Below are 16258 nucleotides of genomic sequence, written 5' to 3' on the forward strand. Positions count from 1 at the left end.
GCATGCTCCGCACGATCGATCTCCGCGGCCGCGTGCTCTCGCCGGCCGAGCTTCTCGCCGTCGTCCCGCGCGCCGACGCCGCGCGCGACGAGGCCCTCGCCACCGCCGCCCGTCTGGTGGCCGATGTGGCGCATCGAGGCGAGGAGGCTCTCCGCGAGCAGGCGGCGCGCTTCGACCGCGTCAGCGACCACGCCATCCGTGTCCCGGCCGACCACCTCGACGAGGCGCTGCGCGACCTCGATCCGCAGATCCGCGCCGCGCTCGACGAGGCGATCTCGCGTGTCCGCACGGCATCCGCCGCCCAGGTCCCGGCTCCCGTGGTGACGGAGCTCGGCGACGGTGCCCGCGTGACGCAGCGTTGGCAGCCGGTTCGCCGCGTGGGCCTCTACGTCCCCGGCGGCAAGGCCGTCTACCCCTCGAGCGTCGTCATGAACGCCGTCCCGGCGCAGGTCGCCGGTGTCCGCGAGGTCGCCCTCGCATCCCCGCCGCAGGCCGAGTTCGGCGGCCGCGTGCACCCCGTCATCCTTGCCGCTGCGCGCCTGCTCGGCGTCAGGGAGGTCTACGCGATGGGCGGCGCCGGCGCGATCGGCGCGTTCGCCCACGGAGTCGCCGAGATCGGCCTCGACCCCGTCGACGTCGTGACCGGCCCGGGCAACAACTTCGTCGCCTCCGCCAAACGCGCGGTCGCTGGCCGTGTCGGCACCGACTCGGAGGCGGGCGCCACGGAGATCCTCGTCGTCGCCGACGACACGGCCGTCCCCGCCCTGGTCGCGGCCGACCTCGTCAGCCAGGCCGAGCACGATGAACAGGCCTCCGCCGTGCTCGTGACCGACTCGCCGGCGCTGGCCGAGGCGGTGCGCGCGGCTCTGCCCGAGCGTGTCGCCTCCACCCGTCACACGGAGCGCGTCACGGCGGCGTTCCACGGGCCGCAGTCCGCCGTCGTGCTCGTCGACGACATCGCGCAGGCGACTGCGTTCAGCAATGCCTACGCGCCCGAGCACCTCGAACTGCACCTCGCAGATCCGCGCCCCGAGGACTACGTCAACGCCGGTGCCGTCTTCGTCGGCCCCTACACGCCCGTGAGTCTCGGCGACTACCTCGCCGGCAGCAACCACGTGCTCCCGACCGGGGGACAAGCGCGCTACAGCGCCGGTCTGTCGGCGGCGACGTTCCTGCGCCCCCAGCAGGTGATCGAGTACGACCGCGAGGCGCTCTCCCGGGTGCGGGATGCCATCGTGACCCTCGCCGACGCGGAGGCCCTTCCCGCGCACGGCGAGGCCGTCACCGCCCGGTTCGAGGTCTGAGGGAGGACGACGCATGCACTGCCCCTTCTGTCGTAACCCCGACTCCCGCGTCATCGATTCGCGCACGAGCGATGACGGCCTCAGCATCCGTCGTCGGCGTCAGTGCCCGAAATGCGGCGGTCGGTTCTCGACCGTGGAGACCGCGAGCCTGAACGTCATCAAGCGGTCGGGAGTGGTCGAGCCGTTCAGTCGCGAGAAGGTGATGTCGGGTGTCCGCAAGGCGTGCCAGGGGCGCCCCGTGACCGACGCGGATCTGGCGGTGCTGGCGCAGCAGGTCGAGGAGGCGATCCGCCAGACGGGGTCGTCGCAGATCGAGGCGAACGAGATCGGCCTGTCGATCCTCGGCCCGCTTCGCGAGCTCGACGAGGTGGCCTACCTGCGCTTCGCGAGCGTCTACCAGGCCTTCGACTCGCTCGACGACTTCGACGCCGCGATCGCGCAGTTGCGAGCGGATCACGCGGGTCGTCCGGCGAACGACGATCGCGACGTCGTCCAGTAGCCTGGCGGGGATGTATCCCCTTCTCTTCCGCACGGTCCTCTCGCGTCTCGACCCCGAGTTCGCGCATCACCTCGGTGCGCTCGTCATCCGGGTCGCCGGGGTCGAGCCCGTGGCATCCGTCGTCCGTCGCGCCACGGCGCCGGGCCCCGACCAGAGCGTGCAGGCGCTCGGCCTGACGTTCGATTCGCCGTTCGGCGTCGCCGCGGGTTTCGACAAGAACGTCACGATGGGTCGTGGTCTCGGCGCGCTCGGTTTCGGGCACGTCGAGGTCGGCACCGTCACTGCGCTGCCGCAGCCGGGGAACCCGAAGCCGCGGCTGTTCCGTCTCATCGCGGATCGGGCGGTGATCAACCGCATGGGCTTTAACAACGACGGTGCCGCGGCAGCCGCCGCTCGGCTACGCCGCCTGCGCCGCGCCCGTCGACGTCCGGTCATCGGCGTGAACATCGGCAAGAGCCGCGTCGTCGCCGTCGAGGACGCCACCACCGACTACGTGCGTAGCGCTCGTCTTCTCGCGCCCCTGGCGGATTACCTCGTCGTCAACGTCTCGTCGCCGAACACCCCCGGTTTGCGCGGGCTGCAGGCGGTCGAGACCCTCCGGCCGCTCCTGACCGCCGTGCGCGACGCGGCCGGACGCACGCCCCTGCTGGTCAAGATCGCCCCCGACCTCGACGACGACGAGGTGCGCGACATCGCCCGCCTCGCCGTCGACGCGGGGTTGGCCGGCCTCATCGCGACCAACACCACGATCTCCCGTTCGGGATTGACGACGGATGCCGCCGCGGTCGCGGCCGCGGGAGCGGGCGGACTGTCAGGAGCCCCGCTGAAGGAGCGTGCGACCGAGGTGCTGCGCCTGGTGCGCGAGGTCGTCCCGGCCGAGTTCGTCGTGATCTCGGCCGGGGGAGTGGAGACCGCCTCCGACGTGCGCGAGCGCCTCGCGGCCGGAGCCACGCTCGTGCAGGGATACACCGCGTTCCTGTACCGCGGCCCCCTGTGGGCGCGCCAGATCAATCGCGGTCTCTCTCACACCCGCTGACCGACGGCGTCTGCTCGCGCTACGCCCTCCAGCTGCAGCGCAGGAGCGCCCCTCACGGCGCCGCCGCGCGCCCGCGCTGACCGCTGCGCACCTGTGCCACGGCGCCGCCACGTTTCCCGTCCGCGGCCTGTACGCCGCCCGCGTCCCGATCCCGCGGCGTGTCCTGGACACTCGACGGCGTCGAACACCGACTCCGCGATCGGGCGCGCCGCGCTCGGCGACGAGGGCCGGCGGGGCATCCTGCCCAGGTTCGGTACCGCGGTGAATCTCCTGGTCACGCCGCTCGCTAGGCGACAGGGCGGGATGTCCGGGACACTCGCCAACGGGTGCGCGCCGGGAACGACGGCTGAATCCGGCCAGAACCACGGAACGGCGCGCCTCTCGGCGCGCCGTTCCAGGATGACGGGGAATCAGGCGGGGTACTGGCCGCGCTTGACCTGGGCTTTCGGCAGGCGCATGAAGCGCATCTGCACGGTGCGCATCGCGGCGTACCAGCCGAGGCCCTTCTCGAGCCGGCTCTCGCCGAACTTCTCCTTCGCGGCGCGCTTCACACGGGTCGAGGTGATGATCATGTCGCCGACCACGAACAGGATGAAGATCCAGAGCGCGACGAACGACCAATACTGGAAGAACGCCACGGGGATCAGGGTCGCGACGATCACGAGCACCATGAACGGCATCACACCCTCGCCGAGGTGCCATCCGGCATCGACGAAGTCGCGCGCGAAACGACGCTGCGGTCCGCGGTCGCGCACGGGGAGGTAGCGCTCCTCGCCGGCCGCCATGCCGATGCGGGCCTTTTCGCGCTGCGCAGCCAGCTCGGCGCGGGCGCGCGCCTTGGCCTCTTTGGTGTCGGGGACCAGGGGGCGCTTGCGCGCGGCCTCCTGCTCGGCGCGCGAGGGCGTCGCGCGGCCCTTGCCCGATCCGAGCGCCGTCGAGTCGACGGGGGTGTCGTTGGGGGCGGGGGCGGGGGACTTGGCCACGGGAAACCTCGGTGATTCGCTGGTCGGGAGACTTAAGATTACCCGCATGACCCTCGACCTGTCCCGGCAGGAGGCTGTGCAAAAAGCAGCCGATGCCGGCATCCCCGCCGCCCTGGCCGATCTCGGCTCCCTCGTCCGCATCCCGTCCATCGCCTGGCCGGCCTTCGATCAGACGGCTCTGGTGAAGAGTGCCGACGCGGTCGCCGCCCTCCTCGAGGGCACCGGCGTGTTCGACACGGTGGCGGTGACCCGCGCCGCGATCCCCGGTACCGACGAGATGGGGCAGCCCGCCGTGCTGGCTTCGCGCCCCGCGCGCAACGGTCGGCCGACCGTTCTGCTCTACGCCCACCACGACGTGCAGCCCCCCGGCGACGAGGCGCTGTGGGACTCCCCGCCGTTCGAGCCGACCTTGCGCGACGGGCGTCTGTACGGACGCGGCGCCGCCGACGACAAGGCGGGCATCATGGCGCACGTGGGCGCGATCCGCGCCGTCTCCGAGGTGCTCGGCGACGACCTCGACCTCGGCATCGCCGTGTTCATCGAGGGCGAGGAGGAGTACGGCTCGCGGTCGTTCGGACAGTTCCTGGCCGACAACGCCGACGCCCTGCGCTCCGACGTCATCGTCGTGGCCGACTCGGGCAACTGGGACGAGCGCACGCCCGGCCTGACGGTGTCCCTCCGCGGTAACGCGCGCTTCACGCTCACCGTGCGCACGCTGGCGCACGCCTCGCACTCCGGCATGATGGGCGGCGCCGTCCCCGACGCCATGCTCGCCACCGTCAAGCTCCTCGCGACGCTGTGGCACGACGACGGCGCCGTCGCCGTCGAAGGCCTCGCGACGCGGGATGCCGAGACCCCCGCCTACGACGAGGCCACGCTCCGCGTTGAGTCCGGCTTGCTCGACGGCGTCAGCCCGATCGGACGCGACTCGATCCTGAGCCGCATCTGGAACAAGCCCTCGATCACCATCACCGGCTGGGACGCGACCCCCGTCGAGGCCGCGTCGAACACTCTGGCGCCCCAGACGAGCGTCGTCATCAGCGCGCGCGTCGCCCCCGGTCAGGATGCCGAGCAGGCCTTCGCCGCGGTCGAGGCGCACCTGCGCGCACACGCGCCGTTCGGCGCGCAGCTGGAGTTCAGTGACGTCGACTGCGGCGATTCGTTCCTCGTCGACACCGGGGGCTGGGCCGTCGAGGAAGCACGCGCCGCGTTCGCCGAGGGATACGGCGTCGATTCGGTCGACGTCGGGATCGGAGGGTCCATCCCCTTCATCTCCGATCTCGTCCGCGAGTTCCCCGCCGCGCAGATCCTGGTCACCGGGGTCGAGGACCCGCACGCGCGGGCGCACAGTCCGAACGAGTCGCTGCACGTCGACACCTTCCGCAACGCGCTCGTCTCGGAGGCGCTCCTGCTGGCGCGCCTGAACGAGCGGACCGTCTGATCGAGTCCGCGGGGACGGGACGGGCGTAGACTCTTCTCGTCCCCGCGACCGATCAACCCGAAGGGCATCGCCATGACCGACACCACTCTGTCGTCCTCCGCCGAGACCCGCGAGCACGGCGTCGGCCTGACCGCGGCCGCCTCCGACAAGGTGAAGAGCCTGCTATCGCAGGAAGGCCGCGACGACCTGCGTCTGCGCGTCGCGGTTCAGCCCGGCGGCTGCTCCGGCCTCATCTACCAGCTCTACTTCGACGAGCGCTATCTCGATGGCGACAAGGTCGTCGACTTCGACGGAGTGGAGGTCATCGTCGACGACATGAGCGTTCCGTACCTCGACGGCGCAAGCATCGACTTCAAGGACACGATCTCGGAGCAGGGCTTCACGATCGACAACCCGAACGCACAGGGTTCCTGCGCCTGCGGCGACAGCTTCCACTGAGACCACGACGCCTTCTTCCGGCGCCGATTCGGAGCCCCCGGGTCCGCGGATCACACCGCGGATTCCGGGGGTTCTCGATGTCTCGGCGCTGGACGAATGGCCTGAGAACGGTGAGAGGTTGCTCTAGACTGTCAGAGCAACATCCACGACCCGGAAAGGTGCATTGTGCCCTCCAAACGTCGCCTTCGCTGGGCAGCGCTCCCCCTGGGGATCGCATCCGTCGCACTCCTGTCGGGGTGCACCACGACCCAGCTGCACGGTTTCCTGCCCGGCTTCGTCGATGACGGCACGCCCGCCACGAACCACACCGACATGGTCGCCGGCCTGTGGGTCAACTCGTGGATCGTCCTCCTCGCCGTGGGTGTCATCACGTGGGGCCTGATGCTCTGGTCGGTCATCGCGTACCGCCGTCGACGCGGCCAGTCGGGCCTGCCGGTGCAGCTGCGCTACAACATGCCGGTCGAGATCTTCTACACGATCGTCCCGCTCATCCTGGTCGTCGGCTTCTTCGCCTTCACGGCGCGCGACCAGAACACGCTCGAGACGCAGTACGACAACCCCGACGTCTCGATCACCGCCTACGGCAAGCAGTGGGCGTGGGACTTCCAGTACAACGGCCAGGAGGAGGACAACTCCGATGCCGTGTACTCCATGGGCGTCCAGGCCAAGGCCACGTCCGACGGGTACGACCTCGACGACGTCCCCACGCTGTACCTGCCGGTGAACAAGACGGTGAAGATCGACCTCCGCTCGCGCGACGTCATCCACTCGTTCTGGATCATCGACTTCCTCTACAAGAAAGACATGTACATCGGTCGCGACAACGAGTGGTCGTTCACGCCCACCCGTGAAGGCACCTACGAGGGCAAGTGCGCGGAGCTCTGCGGTGAGTACCACTCCGCGATGCTCTTCAACGTGAAGGTCGTCAGCGAGGCCGAATACAACGACTACCTGAACTCCCTGCGCCGCGCCGGCGACGTGGGCGACATCAGCGATCTGTCGCGTCTGCAGAACCTGACCACCGGCGTCGAAGGGAACGAGTGATCATGGCCACGACGCTTCCGCTCCAGGGGACGGGCCCGTCGCGCCCGACGACTCTCCCGCCGCGTCAAGCCGCACTGCTCAGCACCACGCGCGTGGAGCAGAAGGGCAACCTGGTCGTCAAGTGGATCACCTCCACCGACCACAAGACCATCGGATACATGTACCTGATCGCCTCGGTGATCTTCTTCATGCTCGGTGGCGTCATGGCGCTCATCATCCGCGCCGAGCTCTTCGAGCCCGGGATGCAGATCATCCCGACCAAAGAGCAGTACAACCAGCTCTTCACGATGCACGGCACGATCATGCTGCTCATGTTCGCCACCCCGCTGTTCGCGGGCTTCGCGAACGCGCTGCTGCCGCTGCAGATCGGTGCGCCCGACGTCGCCTTCCCGCGTCTGAACGCCTTCGCGTTCTGGCTCTTCCTCTTCGGGTCCACCATCGCGGTGTCCGGCTTCCTCACCCCGCAGGGTGCGGCCGGCTTCGGATGGTTCGCCTATCAGCCCCTCGCCAACGCGAGTTTCTCGCCCGGCGTGGGCGGCAACCTCTGGATGCTGGGCCTCGGCATCAGCGGTTTCGGCACCATCCTCGGTGCGGTGAACTTCATCACCACCGTTCTCACGATGCGCGCCCCGGGTATGACCATGTGGCGCATGCCGATCTTCTCGTGGAACACGCTCATCACGAGCATCCTGATCCTGCTCGCGTTCCCCGTGCTCGCCGCCGCGATCTTCGCGGCCGCCGCCGACCGCGTGCTCGGTGCACACATCTACAGCCCCGAGAACGGTGGCGTCCTGCTGTGGCAGCACCTCTTCTGGTTCTTCGGACACCCCGAGGTCTACATCATCGCCCTGCCGTTCTTCGGCATCGTGTCGGAGATCTTCCCGGTCTTCAGCCGTAAGCCGATCTTCGGTTACAAGACCCTGGTGTACGCGACCATCGCGATCGCCGCCCTGTCGGTGGCCGTGTGGGCGCACCACATGTACGTCACCGGCGGAGTGCTCCTGCCGTTCTTCGCCCTGATGACCATGCTCATCGCGGTGCCGACCGGCGTGAAGATCTTCAACTGGATCGGAACGCTGTGGCGCGGCTCGGTCACCTTCGAGACGCCGATGGTCTTCGCTCTCGGCTTCCTCGTGTCGTTCGTGTTCGGTGGTCTCACCGGCGTCATCCTCGCGTCGCCCCCGCTCGACTTCCACCTGTCCGACTCGTACTTCGTGGTGGCGCACTTCCACTACGTCGTCTTCGGCACGGTCGTCTTCGCGATGTTCGCCGGCTTCTACTTCTGGTGGCCGAAGTGGACCGGCAAGATGCTCAACGAGCGTCTGGGCATGGTGCACTTCTGGATGCTGTTCGTCGGCTTCCACATGACCTTCCTCATCCAGCACTGGCTGGGCGTCGACGGCATGGTGCGTCGTTACGCCGACTACGCCGCGGCCGACGGGTGGACCTGGGAGAACCAGCTCTCGACCGTGGGCTCGATGATCCTCGGCGCGTCCATGATCCCGTTCCTGCTGAACGTCTGGATCACGGCTCGCAAGGCGCCGCGCGTAACGGTCGACGACCCCTGGGGTTATGGTGCGTCGCTCGAGTGGGCCACGTCGTGCCCGCCGCCGCGTCACAACTTCACCTCGATTCCGCGCATCCGCAGCGAGCGTCCCGCCTTCGACCTGAACCACCCCGAGGCCGGCATTCCGGTCGGTGTGGGTCCGGCCAAGGACGCCCCCGATACGCCCGTCGTCGACGCCGCGGCCGGAGAGGTCAAGTAACACATGCGTACCAACGTCAACCTCTGGTGGATCATCGCGGTCTTCTCGTTCGGGATCGCGGCGGTGTACACCGTCTGGAGCCTGCTTCAGCACGGCGGTGTCGAGTGGGTCGGAACCGTGGCCCTGGCGTTCCTCGGCCTCATGTCGTCGATGATCGCGTTCTACATCGGCCGTGTCCTCAAGGCGCAGCGCGGTGACCTGCCCGAAGACACCCTGACGGCCGACATCGATGACGGCGACCCCGAGATGGGCGAGTTCAGCCCGTGGTCGTGGTGGCCAATCGTGCTCGCAGCGTCCGCCGCGATCGCCGTGATCGGCCTCGCCGTCGGCAGCTGGCTCGTTCCCGTCGGTTTCGCGGTGTTCGTCGTCGCGATCGTCGGTTGGGTGTACGAGTACTACCGCGGGTACTTCGCGCGCTGATCCTGTGCCCGTCCGTCTGAGAGCGGCTGCCGTCTCCGACGCCGGCGCCCACCGTCCCACCAATCAGGACGCCGCCTTCGCGGCATCCTGGGGTGCGGCCGTGGCCGACGGCGTCGGCGGCGGTCCCTCGGGAGACCTCGCCTCCGCCGCCCTGGTACACCGCCTCGTGGCGACCAGCGGGGGAGGGCTGGATGCCGACGGTCTCCTCGTCCGCATCCGCGAAGCCAACTGGGACATCCGCGCCCACGTCGAACGCGATCCGGCCCTCGAGGGTATGGCGACGACCTTCACGGGCATCTTCCTCAGCCTCACCGGCGAGTTGCTGCTCGCGCACACCGGCGACTCGCGCGCGTATCTCCTCCGCGATGGGGAGTTCACACGCGAGACGCGCGACGACTCCTATGTCCAGGCGCTCGTCGATCACGGGATCATCCCACCCGAGGCAGCCGCGGTGCACCCTCGCCGCAACATCATCACCGCCTCCCTCGGCGGTGCGGAAGGAGACGTCGTCTCCGTGGCGGAGCGGCCCCCGATCCTCGGTGATCGATGGGTTCTCTGCAGCGACGGCCTGACGGACTACGTCCCCGAGTCCGACGTCGCGAGACTGATCGCCGAGGCCCACGATGCCCGATCCGCGGCTGCCTCCGCCGTGGCGCTCGCACTCGAGGCCGGCACGCGCGACAACGTCACCGTCGTGGTGTGCGATGTCGTCGACGACGACCAATCGGAGGCGGCGGAGCCGGTCTTCTTCGGCTCTGCGGCGCGCTGGTTCGCCGAGGACGTCGAAACGGCCTGATCAGAGCCGGGAGGGTGGCTCACGCCCTCTGGCGGCCCTGTTCCACCGATACCGCGCCGGGTCGAACCGACACTCAGTGACCACCGAAGACGGTGTCGTTTCGCGCGAACGCGTCCATGGCATCCTGGGCGATCTGCGCGCTGCGAGGGCCGCCATGCCCGTCCTCCTCGACGATCTCGAGCCGACTTCCCGGCCAGGAGCGATGCAGCTCCCACGCGGTTCGCGCAGGCCCACTGATGTCCCTGCGCCCGTGGACGAGAACCCCGGGGATGCCGGCGAGCTCGCCGACGCGGGCCAGGACTGAGCGGTCTCCCGGCAGGAAGCAGTCGTGTGCCCAGTAGTGCGTGACGAGCGTCGCGAAGTTGAGACGCTGGCGGGGATCGTCGTGGAGCGGCCCGGGACCGCTGAGCGGGCCGAGGGAGATGTGCGTCGCCTCCCACTCGTCCCATTCATCGCCGGCCGCGACGCGGACTGCGGGGTCGGGGTCGCGGAGGAGGCGTGCGTACCCCTCGATGGTGCGTTCGTCTGATTTGAGCAGGGCGCGCAACCGGGCGTGGGCTTCGGGAAAGACCGCCTGCATCCCGTCGGTGATCCAGTCCGTCTCCCAACGCCCGCCGCTCGTGACGGCGAGGTTGACCACCTCACTGACGCGGTAAGGGTGATCCAGCGCGTAGGCGAGAGCCAGAGTCGACCCCCACGAGACGCCGTGGAGGAGCCAGCGGTCGACTCCGAGGTGCTCTCGAAGTGCTTCGAGATCACCGAGCAGGTGCGCCATCGTCTGCGTCTCGAGGGTCGAGAGGTCATCGGACGCCCAGGGAGTGCTGCGCCCGCAACCACGCTGGTCGAGCCCGACGATGAGGTGCAGCCGTGGGTCGAACCGCCGACGGTATCCGCCCTTGCCGAGTCCGCCGCCCGGTCCGCCGTGCAGGTACAGGGCGGGCCGGCCGTCCGGGTTGCCCGACGTCTCCCAGTAGATCCGCGCGCCGTCAGGACGGTCGAGGTATCCGGACGCGAACGGCTCCAGGGGAGGATGCGGCATGGGGGCAGCCTACGGCAGCTACGGCAGGGTCACCTGCGGTGCCCACGACGCAGGTGGGCGCGATGCGCCGCACGGCGACCGGTGTCCTGATGCGCGCGCGTCGCACACCTAGCGGTTCGGGGCGAGCGGCGATGTCGGAGCGCTGGATGCACCCACGTCACATGCTCGCAGCTCGGGCCGCGCGGCAGCGTGGGCCTGTTGAGGGGGGATCAGTTGCGGACCACCATGACCGTGGGATCGAAGACGCGCTCGAGCGGCCCGTGGTCGTTCTCGACCGGCTGCCCCTCGCGCATCCAGTACTCGTACCCGCCAATCATCTCGCGCACGCGGTACCCCAACTCCGCGAACGCGAGGGCGCCCTTCTGCCCGGCGTTGCAGCCCGGGCTCCAGCAGTAGACGACGACCTCGAGGTCGGGATCGATCTCCGTCCGTGCCCGCTCGGCGATCTCTCGATAGGGCATGTGCAGCGCGCCTGCGATGCGCCCCTGCGCCCATGCCTCGGGGCCGCGGACGTCGACGAGTACGAACCGGTCGCCGGCTTTCTGCGCGGCATAGACGTCCGAGGGGTCGGTCTCGTGCTGGAGGCGATGGCGGAAGTAGTCCAGAGCGTCGGTCATGGGTTCACCGTACGGACACCGTGCCGCCGGAGGGGAGGGCCTCGGATGCCATGCCCCGGCGTCTTCCTGCCATCGCTCGGCCACGGTGCAGGCCTCGGGGTGAGCCCGTCTCGGCGAAGCCGGCCTCGTCCGTCGCAGCGTGCAGAGCAGAGCGGCGGCGGCTTCCATCGTCCGAGCGGGCACCTCCAGGTCCGGGCACGGCGACGGAGCGGTTTTCGTCGCCGACCCACGCACGCCGTGGCAATGATCGAGGTGTCGGGTACCCCGGGAACGACAGAACCCCCGGCGCCGAAGCTCCGGGGGTTCTGTGTGCAGAAGAGTTACTCGCTCTTGCCGTCGGTGGGACGGTTGCGCTCCTCGAGGCCCTTGGGCGCCGGGATCTCGACCTCGACACGACCGCCGACCTCATTGCGGGGGCGACCGTCTTCGTCGGCACGGGAGTTGGCGCCGGCGATCTCGTCGGCCTCCTCGTGCTCGATGTGGTCGAGCTCGTGGTGCTGGTGAGCGACCGCAGCGTCGAGCTCCGTCTGTGTGAGAGGCGCCAGACGGTCCTCGAAGAACCACCGCGAGATCGACGCACGGATGTTCTCGTGCCACGGGATCTCGCCCTTGTCGTTCGGACGGACGACCAGGGGCTCGTACGTCTCGTTGTCGACCAGCTTCCAGCGCTCGTACTCATCCACTGGCTGGTGGACTTCGATGTACTCGCCGCCGGGGAGGCGGACGATGCGGCCGGACTCGTAGCCGTGCAGCGCGATCTCTCGGTCCTTCTTCTGCAGAGCGATGCAGATGCGCTTCGTCACGAAGTACGCGAGCACGGGGCCGAGGATCAGCAGCGCCTGCAGGGTGTGGATGACACCCTCCATGGTGAGGTGGAAGTGCGTCGCAATGATGTCGGACGACGCCGCCGCCCACATCACGGCGTAGAAGGTGACACCCGCGGCGCCGATGGCCGTACGCGTCGCGGCGTTGCGCGGACGCTGGGCGATGTGGTGCTCGCGCTTGTCGCCCGTGACCCACGCCTCGATGAAGGGGTAGACGAGCACCAGCACGATGAACAGACCGAGGACCGCGACCGGGAAGATGATGTTCCACGACCACGTGTGGCCCCAGAGCACAAACTCGAGGTGCGGGGGCACCAGACGCAGGGCACCGTCGGCGAAGCCGATGTACCAGTCGGGCTGCGTACCGGCCGACACCGGGGAGGGGTCGTACGGACCGTAGTTCCAGATCGGGTTAATCGTCACGAGGGCGGCGATCAGGACGATCACGCCGAACGTGATGAAGAAGAAGCCGCCCATCTTCGAGGCGTAGACCGGGAGCATCGGGTAGCCCACGACGTTGCTGTTCGTGCGGGCGGGCCCGGCGAACTGCGTGTGCTTGTTGATGATCATCAGCATGAGGTGCACGGCGAGCAGCGCCACGAGGATCGCGGGGAGCAGCAGGATGTGCAGCGTGTAGAGGCGACCGACGATCGCGGTACCCGGGAACTCGCCGCCGAAGAGCAGGAACGAGGTCCACGTTCCGATGATCGGCAGTCCCTTGATCATGCCGTCGATGATGCGGAGGCCGTTGCCCGAGAGCAGGTCGTCGGGAAGCGAGTAGCCGGTGAAGCCCTCGGCCATCGCGAGGATGAAGAGGATGAAGCCGACGACCCAGTTGAGCTCGCGCGGCTTGCGGAACGCACCGGTGAAGAAGACGCGCAGCATGTGCACGCCGATGCCGGCGACGAAGACCAGCGCCGCCCAGTGGTGGATCTGGCGGACCAGGAGACCACCGCGCAGGTCGAACGAGATGTGCAGTGCCGACTCCATGGCGGCCGACATCGCGATGCCGCGCATGGGCTCGTACGCGCCGTTGTAGTGCGTCTCGACCATCGACGCCTGGAAGAAGAACGTCAGGAACGTGCCCGACAGCAGCACGACGACGAAGCTCCAGAGCGCGATCTCGCCGAGCATGAACGACCAGTGGTCGGGGAAGACCTTGCGGCCGAGCTCCTTGACGATGCCCGACATGCTGGTGCGCTCGTCGAGATAGTTGGCGGCGGCGCCGACGAACTTGCCGCCGAGCGGCTTGCCCTCGCGGCCGGCCGGGGCCTGCGGCGGCCCGGAGTACACGGCCGGTTCGGTCGTGACGTTCTCGGTGGGGTGGGTACCGGTGCTCATGAGCGCTCCCAGAAGCTGGGGCCGACGGGCTCGTGGAAGTCACTCTGAGCGACGAGGTAGCCCTCGGCGTCGACGGTGATGGGGAGCTGCGGCAGGGGACGGGCGGCCGGGCCGAAGATGACGGCCGCACCGTTGGCGACGTCGAACTGCGACTGGTGGCAGGGGCACAGGAGGTGGTGGGTCTGCTGCTCGTACAGCGCCACGGGGCAGCCGACGTGCGTGCAGACCTTCGAGTACGCGACGATGCCGTCGTACGACCAGTCCAGGTTGTTGGTCTCGGGGTTCAGCTGCTCGGGCTGCATGCGCATGAGCAGCACGATCGCCTTGGCCTTCTCTTCAAGGTATCCCTCGTCGTGGCCGAGGCCAGCGAGCTCCTCGGGGATGACGTGGAAGGCCGAGCCGAGCGTGACATCGGCGGCGCGGATCGGACGACCGGAGGGGTCGTGCGACAGGCGCATGCCCTCTTTCCACATGGTGTGGCTCAGGGCGGTCACGGGGTCGACGTCCTGCGGCGCGAGGCCGCGGAACAGGGTGATGCCGGGGATGACCGAGGCGGCCAGGGCGGCGAACATCGAGTTGCGGATGATCTCGCGACGACCGAAGCCGGAGTCCTTGTCGGCCTCGGCGAAGACGTTGATCGCACCCTCGCGCACCTGGTCGCGACCACGCGTGGCGTGGCGGTCCTCGATGTACTCCTTGTCGGACATGACCGACTTGCCCCAGTGGATGGTGCCGATGCCGATCGCGAGCAGCGCGAACGCGATGCCGAGTCCGATGAAGAGGTTGTTGTAGCGGATGTCGATCAGCGCGCCCGACTCGATCGGGAAGATCATGTAGGCGATGCTCGCCCAGATGCTCGCCGCGACCGAGAAGTAGAACAGCGTGTAGACCGTGCGGACCGCGCGCTTCATCGTCGCCGGGTCCTGGTCCGTCATGCGCTGACGGTGGCCGGGAAGCCCGGGGTTCTGTACGGCGTCGGGAACCGCGACGGCGAGCCCCGAGCCGGGCTTCCAGGAAGCCCTCTCGTGCTCGAGTGCGTCGTCCGCGTGTGCCATAGTGCTGTGCTCCTCGTGCGTTTACGTAATGTCGAAGACGACGGTCAGTTGGACTTCGCCGTGATCCACACGGTCAGGGCGATGAGCGCCCCGATACCGAAGATCCAGATGAACAGACCCTCGGAGACCGGACCGAGCGAGCCGAGGGCGTAGCCGCCCGGGGAGTCGTTCTTCTGCAGGTACATCAGGTAGGAGATGACGTCGCGCTTGTCTTCGGGGGTGAGGTTGAGGTCGTTGAAGACCGGCATGTTCTGCGGTCCCGTGACCATCGCCGCGTACATGTTGACGGGCGTGACCGTGTGCAGGTCGGGCGCCCACTTGCCTTCGGTCAGCGCGCCACCGGCGCCGGCGACGTTGTGGCACATGGCGCAGTTGATGCGGAACAGCTCGGCACCGTGCGACAGGTCGCCCTCGCCGTCGACGAGATCGGCGGAGGGGTACTCCGGCCCGGGTGCCGCCGACTGCACGTAGGCGGCGATCGCGTTGATCTGCTCCTCCGTGAACTGCGGGGGCTTGACCGGCGCCTGCGGGCCCTGTGCCTGCAGCGGCATACGACCGGTGGAGACCTGGAAGTGCACCGACAGCTCGCCGACGCCGAACAGCGACGGACCCTGCTGGCTGCCCTGCAGGTCGAGACCGTGGCAGGTGGCGCAGTTCGCCTGGAAGAGCTTCTCGCCCTCTTCGACGGCGGTCGCCGAGTTCACCTCGCTCTCGGGGACGGTCGTGGTCGCGGCCATCGCGGCCGACGCGCCGGCATAGACGCCTCCGGTGAGGAGGAGTCCGATGCCGATCAGCGCGGCGGCGGCCAGGGGGCTCCGGCGCCCGGATGCCCGACGAGTCTTCTTCTCGCGTGCCATGTGGTGCAGCTCTCTTACTTGAGGAAGTAGATGACGAAGAACAGGGCGATCCAGACGACGTCGACGAAGTGCCAGTAGTAGGACACGACGATGGAGGTGGTCATCTCTTTCCGACCGAAGTTCTTCACGGCGTATGCGCGACCGATCACGAGAAGGAAGGCGATGAGGCCACCCGTCACGTGCAGGGCGTGGAAGCCGGTGGTGAGGTAGAAGGCCGAGGCGTAGGGGTTGGCACTGATGGGCATGCCCTCCGCCACCAGCGTCGCGTACTCCCACACCTGACCCGACACGAAGACCGCGCCGAGGATGAAGGTGAGGTAGAACCACTCCACCATTCCCCACTTGAGGAAGCCGGTGGGCTTGCCCGTGCGGTACGGCTGGTACCGCTCCGCGGCGAACACGCCCATCTGGCACGTGACCGAGGACAGCACGAGGATGATCGTGTTGACGGTCGCGAAGGGGACGTTGAGCAGCTGCGTCTCTTCGGCCCAGAGGGGCGCGGAGGTGCTGCGCAGAGTGAAGTAGATCGCGAACAGGCCGGCGAAGAACATGACCTCGCTGCCCAGCCACACGATGGTGCCCACGGCGACCGGGTCGGGCCGCTTCACGGCACGCACAGCCTGGGAATACGTCGCTGAGGTCGTCACCGTTCCATTATGCGCGATCCAGAGGGCTGATATTCCCATCCGGACCCTGGGATATTCCATCGTCGAGACTTAGGGAAGCCTCAGAATCACCAAGGAATCCCCGGTGCGGAGGCTGTTCCGCCGACGTGGGCGTCCGTGAGGGGGCGCGACA

The 16258-nt window shown here is 68.5% G+C and carries 16 protein-coding genes; 9 read left to right on the forward strand and 7 right to left on the reverse strand.

From position 1 onward, the window contains the following. Positions 1-2: 2 nt before the first annotated feature. The 3 genes from hisD to B0B15_RS08385 are packed head-to-tail and all read left to right on the forward strand — an operon-like array spanning position 3 to position 2839. Positions 3-1304 carry a histidinol dehydrogenase gene (hisD, locus tag B0B15_RS08375; RefSeq protein WP_076674914.1) on the forward strand — a complete coding sequence of 434 codons (1302 nt, stop codon included), beginning with the start codon at positions 3-5 and terminating at the stop codon, positions 1302-1304. 13 nt (positions 1305-1317) lie between these two features. Then, positions 1318-1803 carry a transcriptional regulator NrdR gene (nrdR, locus tag B0B15_RS08380; protein ID WP_076674915.1) on the forward strand — a complete coding sequence of 162 codons (486 nt, stop codon included), beginning with the start codon at positions 1318-1320 and terminating at the stop codon, positions 1801-1803. Positions 1804-1813: 10 nt separating this feature from the next. Then, entirely contained in the window at positions 1814-2839 is a 1026-nt protein-coding gene (locus tag B0B15_RS08385; RefSeq protein WP_076674917.1) for a quinone-dependent dihydroorotate dehydrogenase, read from the forward strand. Between the two features lie 410 nt (positions 2840-3249). Here B0B15_RS08385 and B0B15_RS08390 read toward each other — a convergent pair whose 3' ends face one another. Next, on the reverse strand, positions 3250-3822 hold the full coding sequence (locus B0B15_RS08390; RefSeq protein ID WP_076674919.1) for a DUF3043 domain-containing protein: 573 nt from the start codon (positions 3820-3822) through the stop codon (positions 3250-3252). Positions 3823-3868: 46 nt separating this feature from the next. Here B0B15_RS08390 and B0B15_RS08395 point away from each other — a divergent pair, with 46 nt between their 5' ends. From B0B15_RS08395 to B0B15_RS08420, 6 genes are all read left to right on the forward strand, one after another. Next, positions 3869-5263: a dipeptidase gene (locus B0B15_RS08395; protein WP_076674920.1), complete on the forward strand. Its 1395-nt coding sequence runs from the start codon at positions 3869-3871 to the stop codon at positions 5261-5263. 72 nt (positions 5264-5335) lie between these two features. Then, complete coding sequence (gene erpA, locus B0B15_RS08400) at positions 5336-5701, forward strand: iron-sulfur cluster insertion protein ErpA (RefSeq protein ID WP_058232406.1); 366 nt, start codon at positions 5336-5338, stop codon at positions 5699-5701. A gap of 165 nt (positions 5702-5866) precedes the next feature. Then, a complete protein-coding gene (gene coxB, locus B0B15_RS08405) occupies positions 5867-6745 on the forward strand; it encodes an aa3-type cytochrome oxidase subunit II (RefSeq protein WP_083708915.1) in 879 nt (292 codons plus the stop codon). Positions 6746-6747: 2 nt separating this feature from the next. Then, positions 6748-8511 carry an aa3-type cytochrome oxidase subunit I gene (gene ctaD / locus B0B15_RS08410; protein ID WP_076674923.1) on the forward strand — a complete coding sequence of 588 codons (1764 nt, stop codon included), beginning with the start codon at positions 6748-6750 and terminating at the stop codon, positions 8509-8511. Positions 8512-8514: 3 nt separating this feature from the next. Then, the gene (locus B0B15_RS08415; RefSeq protein WP_076674925.1) at positions 8515-8931 is read left to right on the forward strand and encodes a cytochrome c oxidase subunit 4; all 417 of its coding nucleotides are present in this window, start codon (positions 8515-8517) and stop codon (positions 8929-8931) included. A 4-nt stretch (positions 8932-8935) separates the two neighbouring features. Then, positions 8936-9727 (forward strand): PP2C family protein-serine/threonine phosphatase, encoded by a 792-nt coding sequence (locus B0B15_RS08420; RefSeq protein WP_076674926.1) that lies wholly within the window; start codon positions 8936-8938, stop codon positions 9725-9727. Positions 9728-9800: 73 nt separating this feature from the next. On the opposite strand, the gene B0B15_RS08425 is transcribed toward B0B15_RS08420, so the two are convergent. From B0B15_RS08425 to B0B15_RS08450, 6 genes are all read right to left on the reverse strand, one after another. Next, positions 9801-10766, reverse strand: a complete 966-nt coding sequence (locus B0B15_RS08425; protein ID WP_076674928.1) for an alpha/beta fold hydrolase — start codon at positions 10764-10766, stop codon at positions 9801-9803. Between the two features lie 209 nt (positions 10767-10975). Next, on the reverse strand, positions 10976-11383 hold the full coding sequence (locus B0B15_RS08430) for a rhodanese-like domain-containing protein (protein WP_076674929.1): 408 nt from the start codon (positions 11381-11383) through the stop codon (positions 10976-10978). Between the two features lie 320 nt (positions 11384-11703). Beyond that, a complete protein-coding gene (locus B0B15_RS08435) occupies positions 11704-13548 on the reverse strand; it encodes a cytochrome bc1 complex cytochrome b subunit (protein ID WP_076674931.1) in 1845 nt (614 codons plus the stop codon). Next, a complete protein-coding gene (locus B0B15_RS08440; protein WP_076674933.1) occupies positions 13545-14603 on the reverse strand; it encodes a cytochrome bc1 complex Rieske iron-sulfur subunit in 1059 nt (352 codons plus the stop codon). The genes B0B15_RS08435 and B0B15_RS08440 overlap by 4 nt, the downstream gene beginning before the upstream one ends. Positions 14604-14647: 44 nt before the next feature. Further along, complete coding sequence (locus tag B0B15_RS08445) at positions 14648-15460, reverse strand: cytochrome bc1 complex diheme cytochrome c subunit (protein WP_076674935.1); 813 nt, start codon at positions 15458-15460, stop codon at positions 14648-14650. A gap of 14 nt (positions 15461-15474) precedes the next feature. Continuing rightward, positions 15475-16146, reverse strand: a complete 672-nt coding sequence (locus B0B15_RS08450) for an aa3-type cytochrome oxidase subunit III (protein WP_076674937.1) — start codon at positions 16144-16146, stop codon at positions 15475-15477. Between the last annotated feature and the right edge of the window lie 112 nt (positions 16147-16258).

It is taken from the genome of Microbacterium sp. RU1D, from assembly GCF_900156435.1.
Classification (GTDB): Bacteria; Actinomycetota; Actinomycetes; order Actinomycetales; family Microbacteriaceae; genus Microbacterium.

What these genes read in the sequence shown, in the direction of transcription:
- hisD (WP_076674914.1), top strand. Translation starts at nt 3, where the DNA reads ATGCTCCGCACGATCGATCTCCGCGGCCGCGTGCTCTCGCCGGCCGAG.
- nrdR (WP_076674915.1), top strand. Translation starts at nt 1,318, where the DNA reads ATGCACTGCCCCTTCTGTCGTAACCCCGACTCCCGCGTCATCGATTCG.
- B0B15_RS08385 (WP_076674917.1), top strand. Translation starts at nt 1,814, where the DNA reads ATGTATCCCCTTCTCTTCCGCACGGTCCTCTCGCGTCTCGACCCCGAG.
- B0B15_RS08395 (WP_076674920.1), top strand. Translation starts at nt 3,869, where the DNA reads ATGACCCTCGACCTGTCCCGGCAGGAGGCTGTGCAAAAAGCAGCCGAT.
- erpA (WP_058232406.1), top strand. Translation starts at nt 5,336, where the DNA reads ATGACCGACACCACTCTGTCGTCCTCCGCCGAGACCCGCGAGCACGGC.
- ctaD (WP_076674923.1), top strand. Translation starts at nt 6,748, where the DNA reads ATGGCCACGACGCTTCCGCTCCAGGGGACGGGCCCGTCGCGCCCGACG.
- B0B15_RS08415 (WP_076674925.1), top strand. Translation starts at nt 8,515, where the DNA reads ATGCGTACCAACGTCAACCTCTGGTGGATCATCGCGGTCTTCTCGTTC.
- B0B15_RS08425 (WP_076674928.1), bottom strand. Translation starts at nt 10,766, where the DNA reads ATGCCGCATCCTCCCCTGGAGCCGTTCGCGTCCGGATACCTCGACCGT.
- B0B15_RS08430 (WP_076674929.1), bottom strand. Translation starts at nt 11,383, where the DNA reads ATGACCGACGCTCTGGACTACTTCCGCCATCGCCTCCAGCACGAGACC.
- B0B15_RS08435 (WP_076674931.1), bottom strand. Translation starts at nt 13,548, where the DNA reads ATGAGCACCGGTACCCACCCCACCGAGAACGTCACGACCGAACCGGCC.
- B0B15_RS08440 (WP_076674933.1), bottom strand. Translation starts at nt 14,603, where the DNA reads ATGGCACACGCGGACGACGCACTCGAGCACGAGAGGGCTTCCTGGAAG.
- B0B15_RS08445 (WP_076674935.1), bottom strand. Translation starts at nt 15,460, where the DNA reads ATGGCACGCGAGAAGAAGACTCGTCGGGCATCCGGGCGCCGGAGCCCC.
- B0B15_RS08450 (WP_076674937.1), bottom strand. Translation starts at nt 16,146, where the DNA reads ATGGGAATATCAGCCCTCTGGATCGCGCATAATGGAACGGTGACGACC.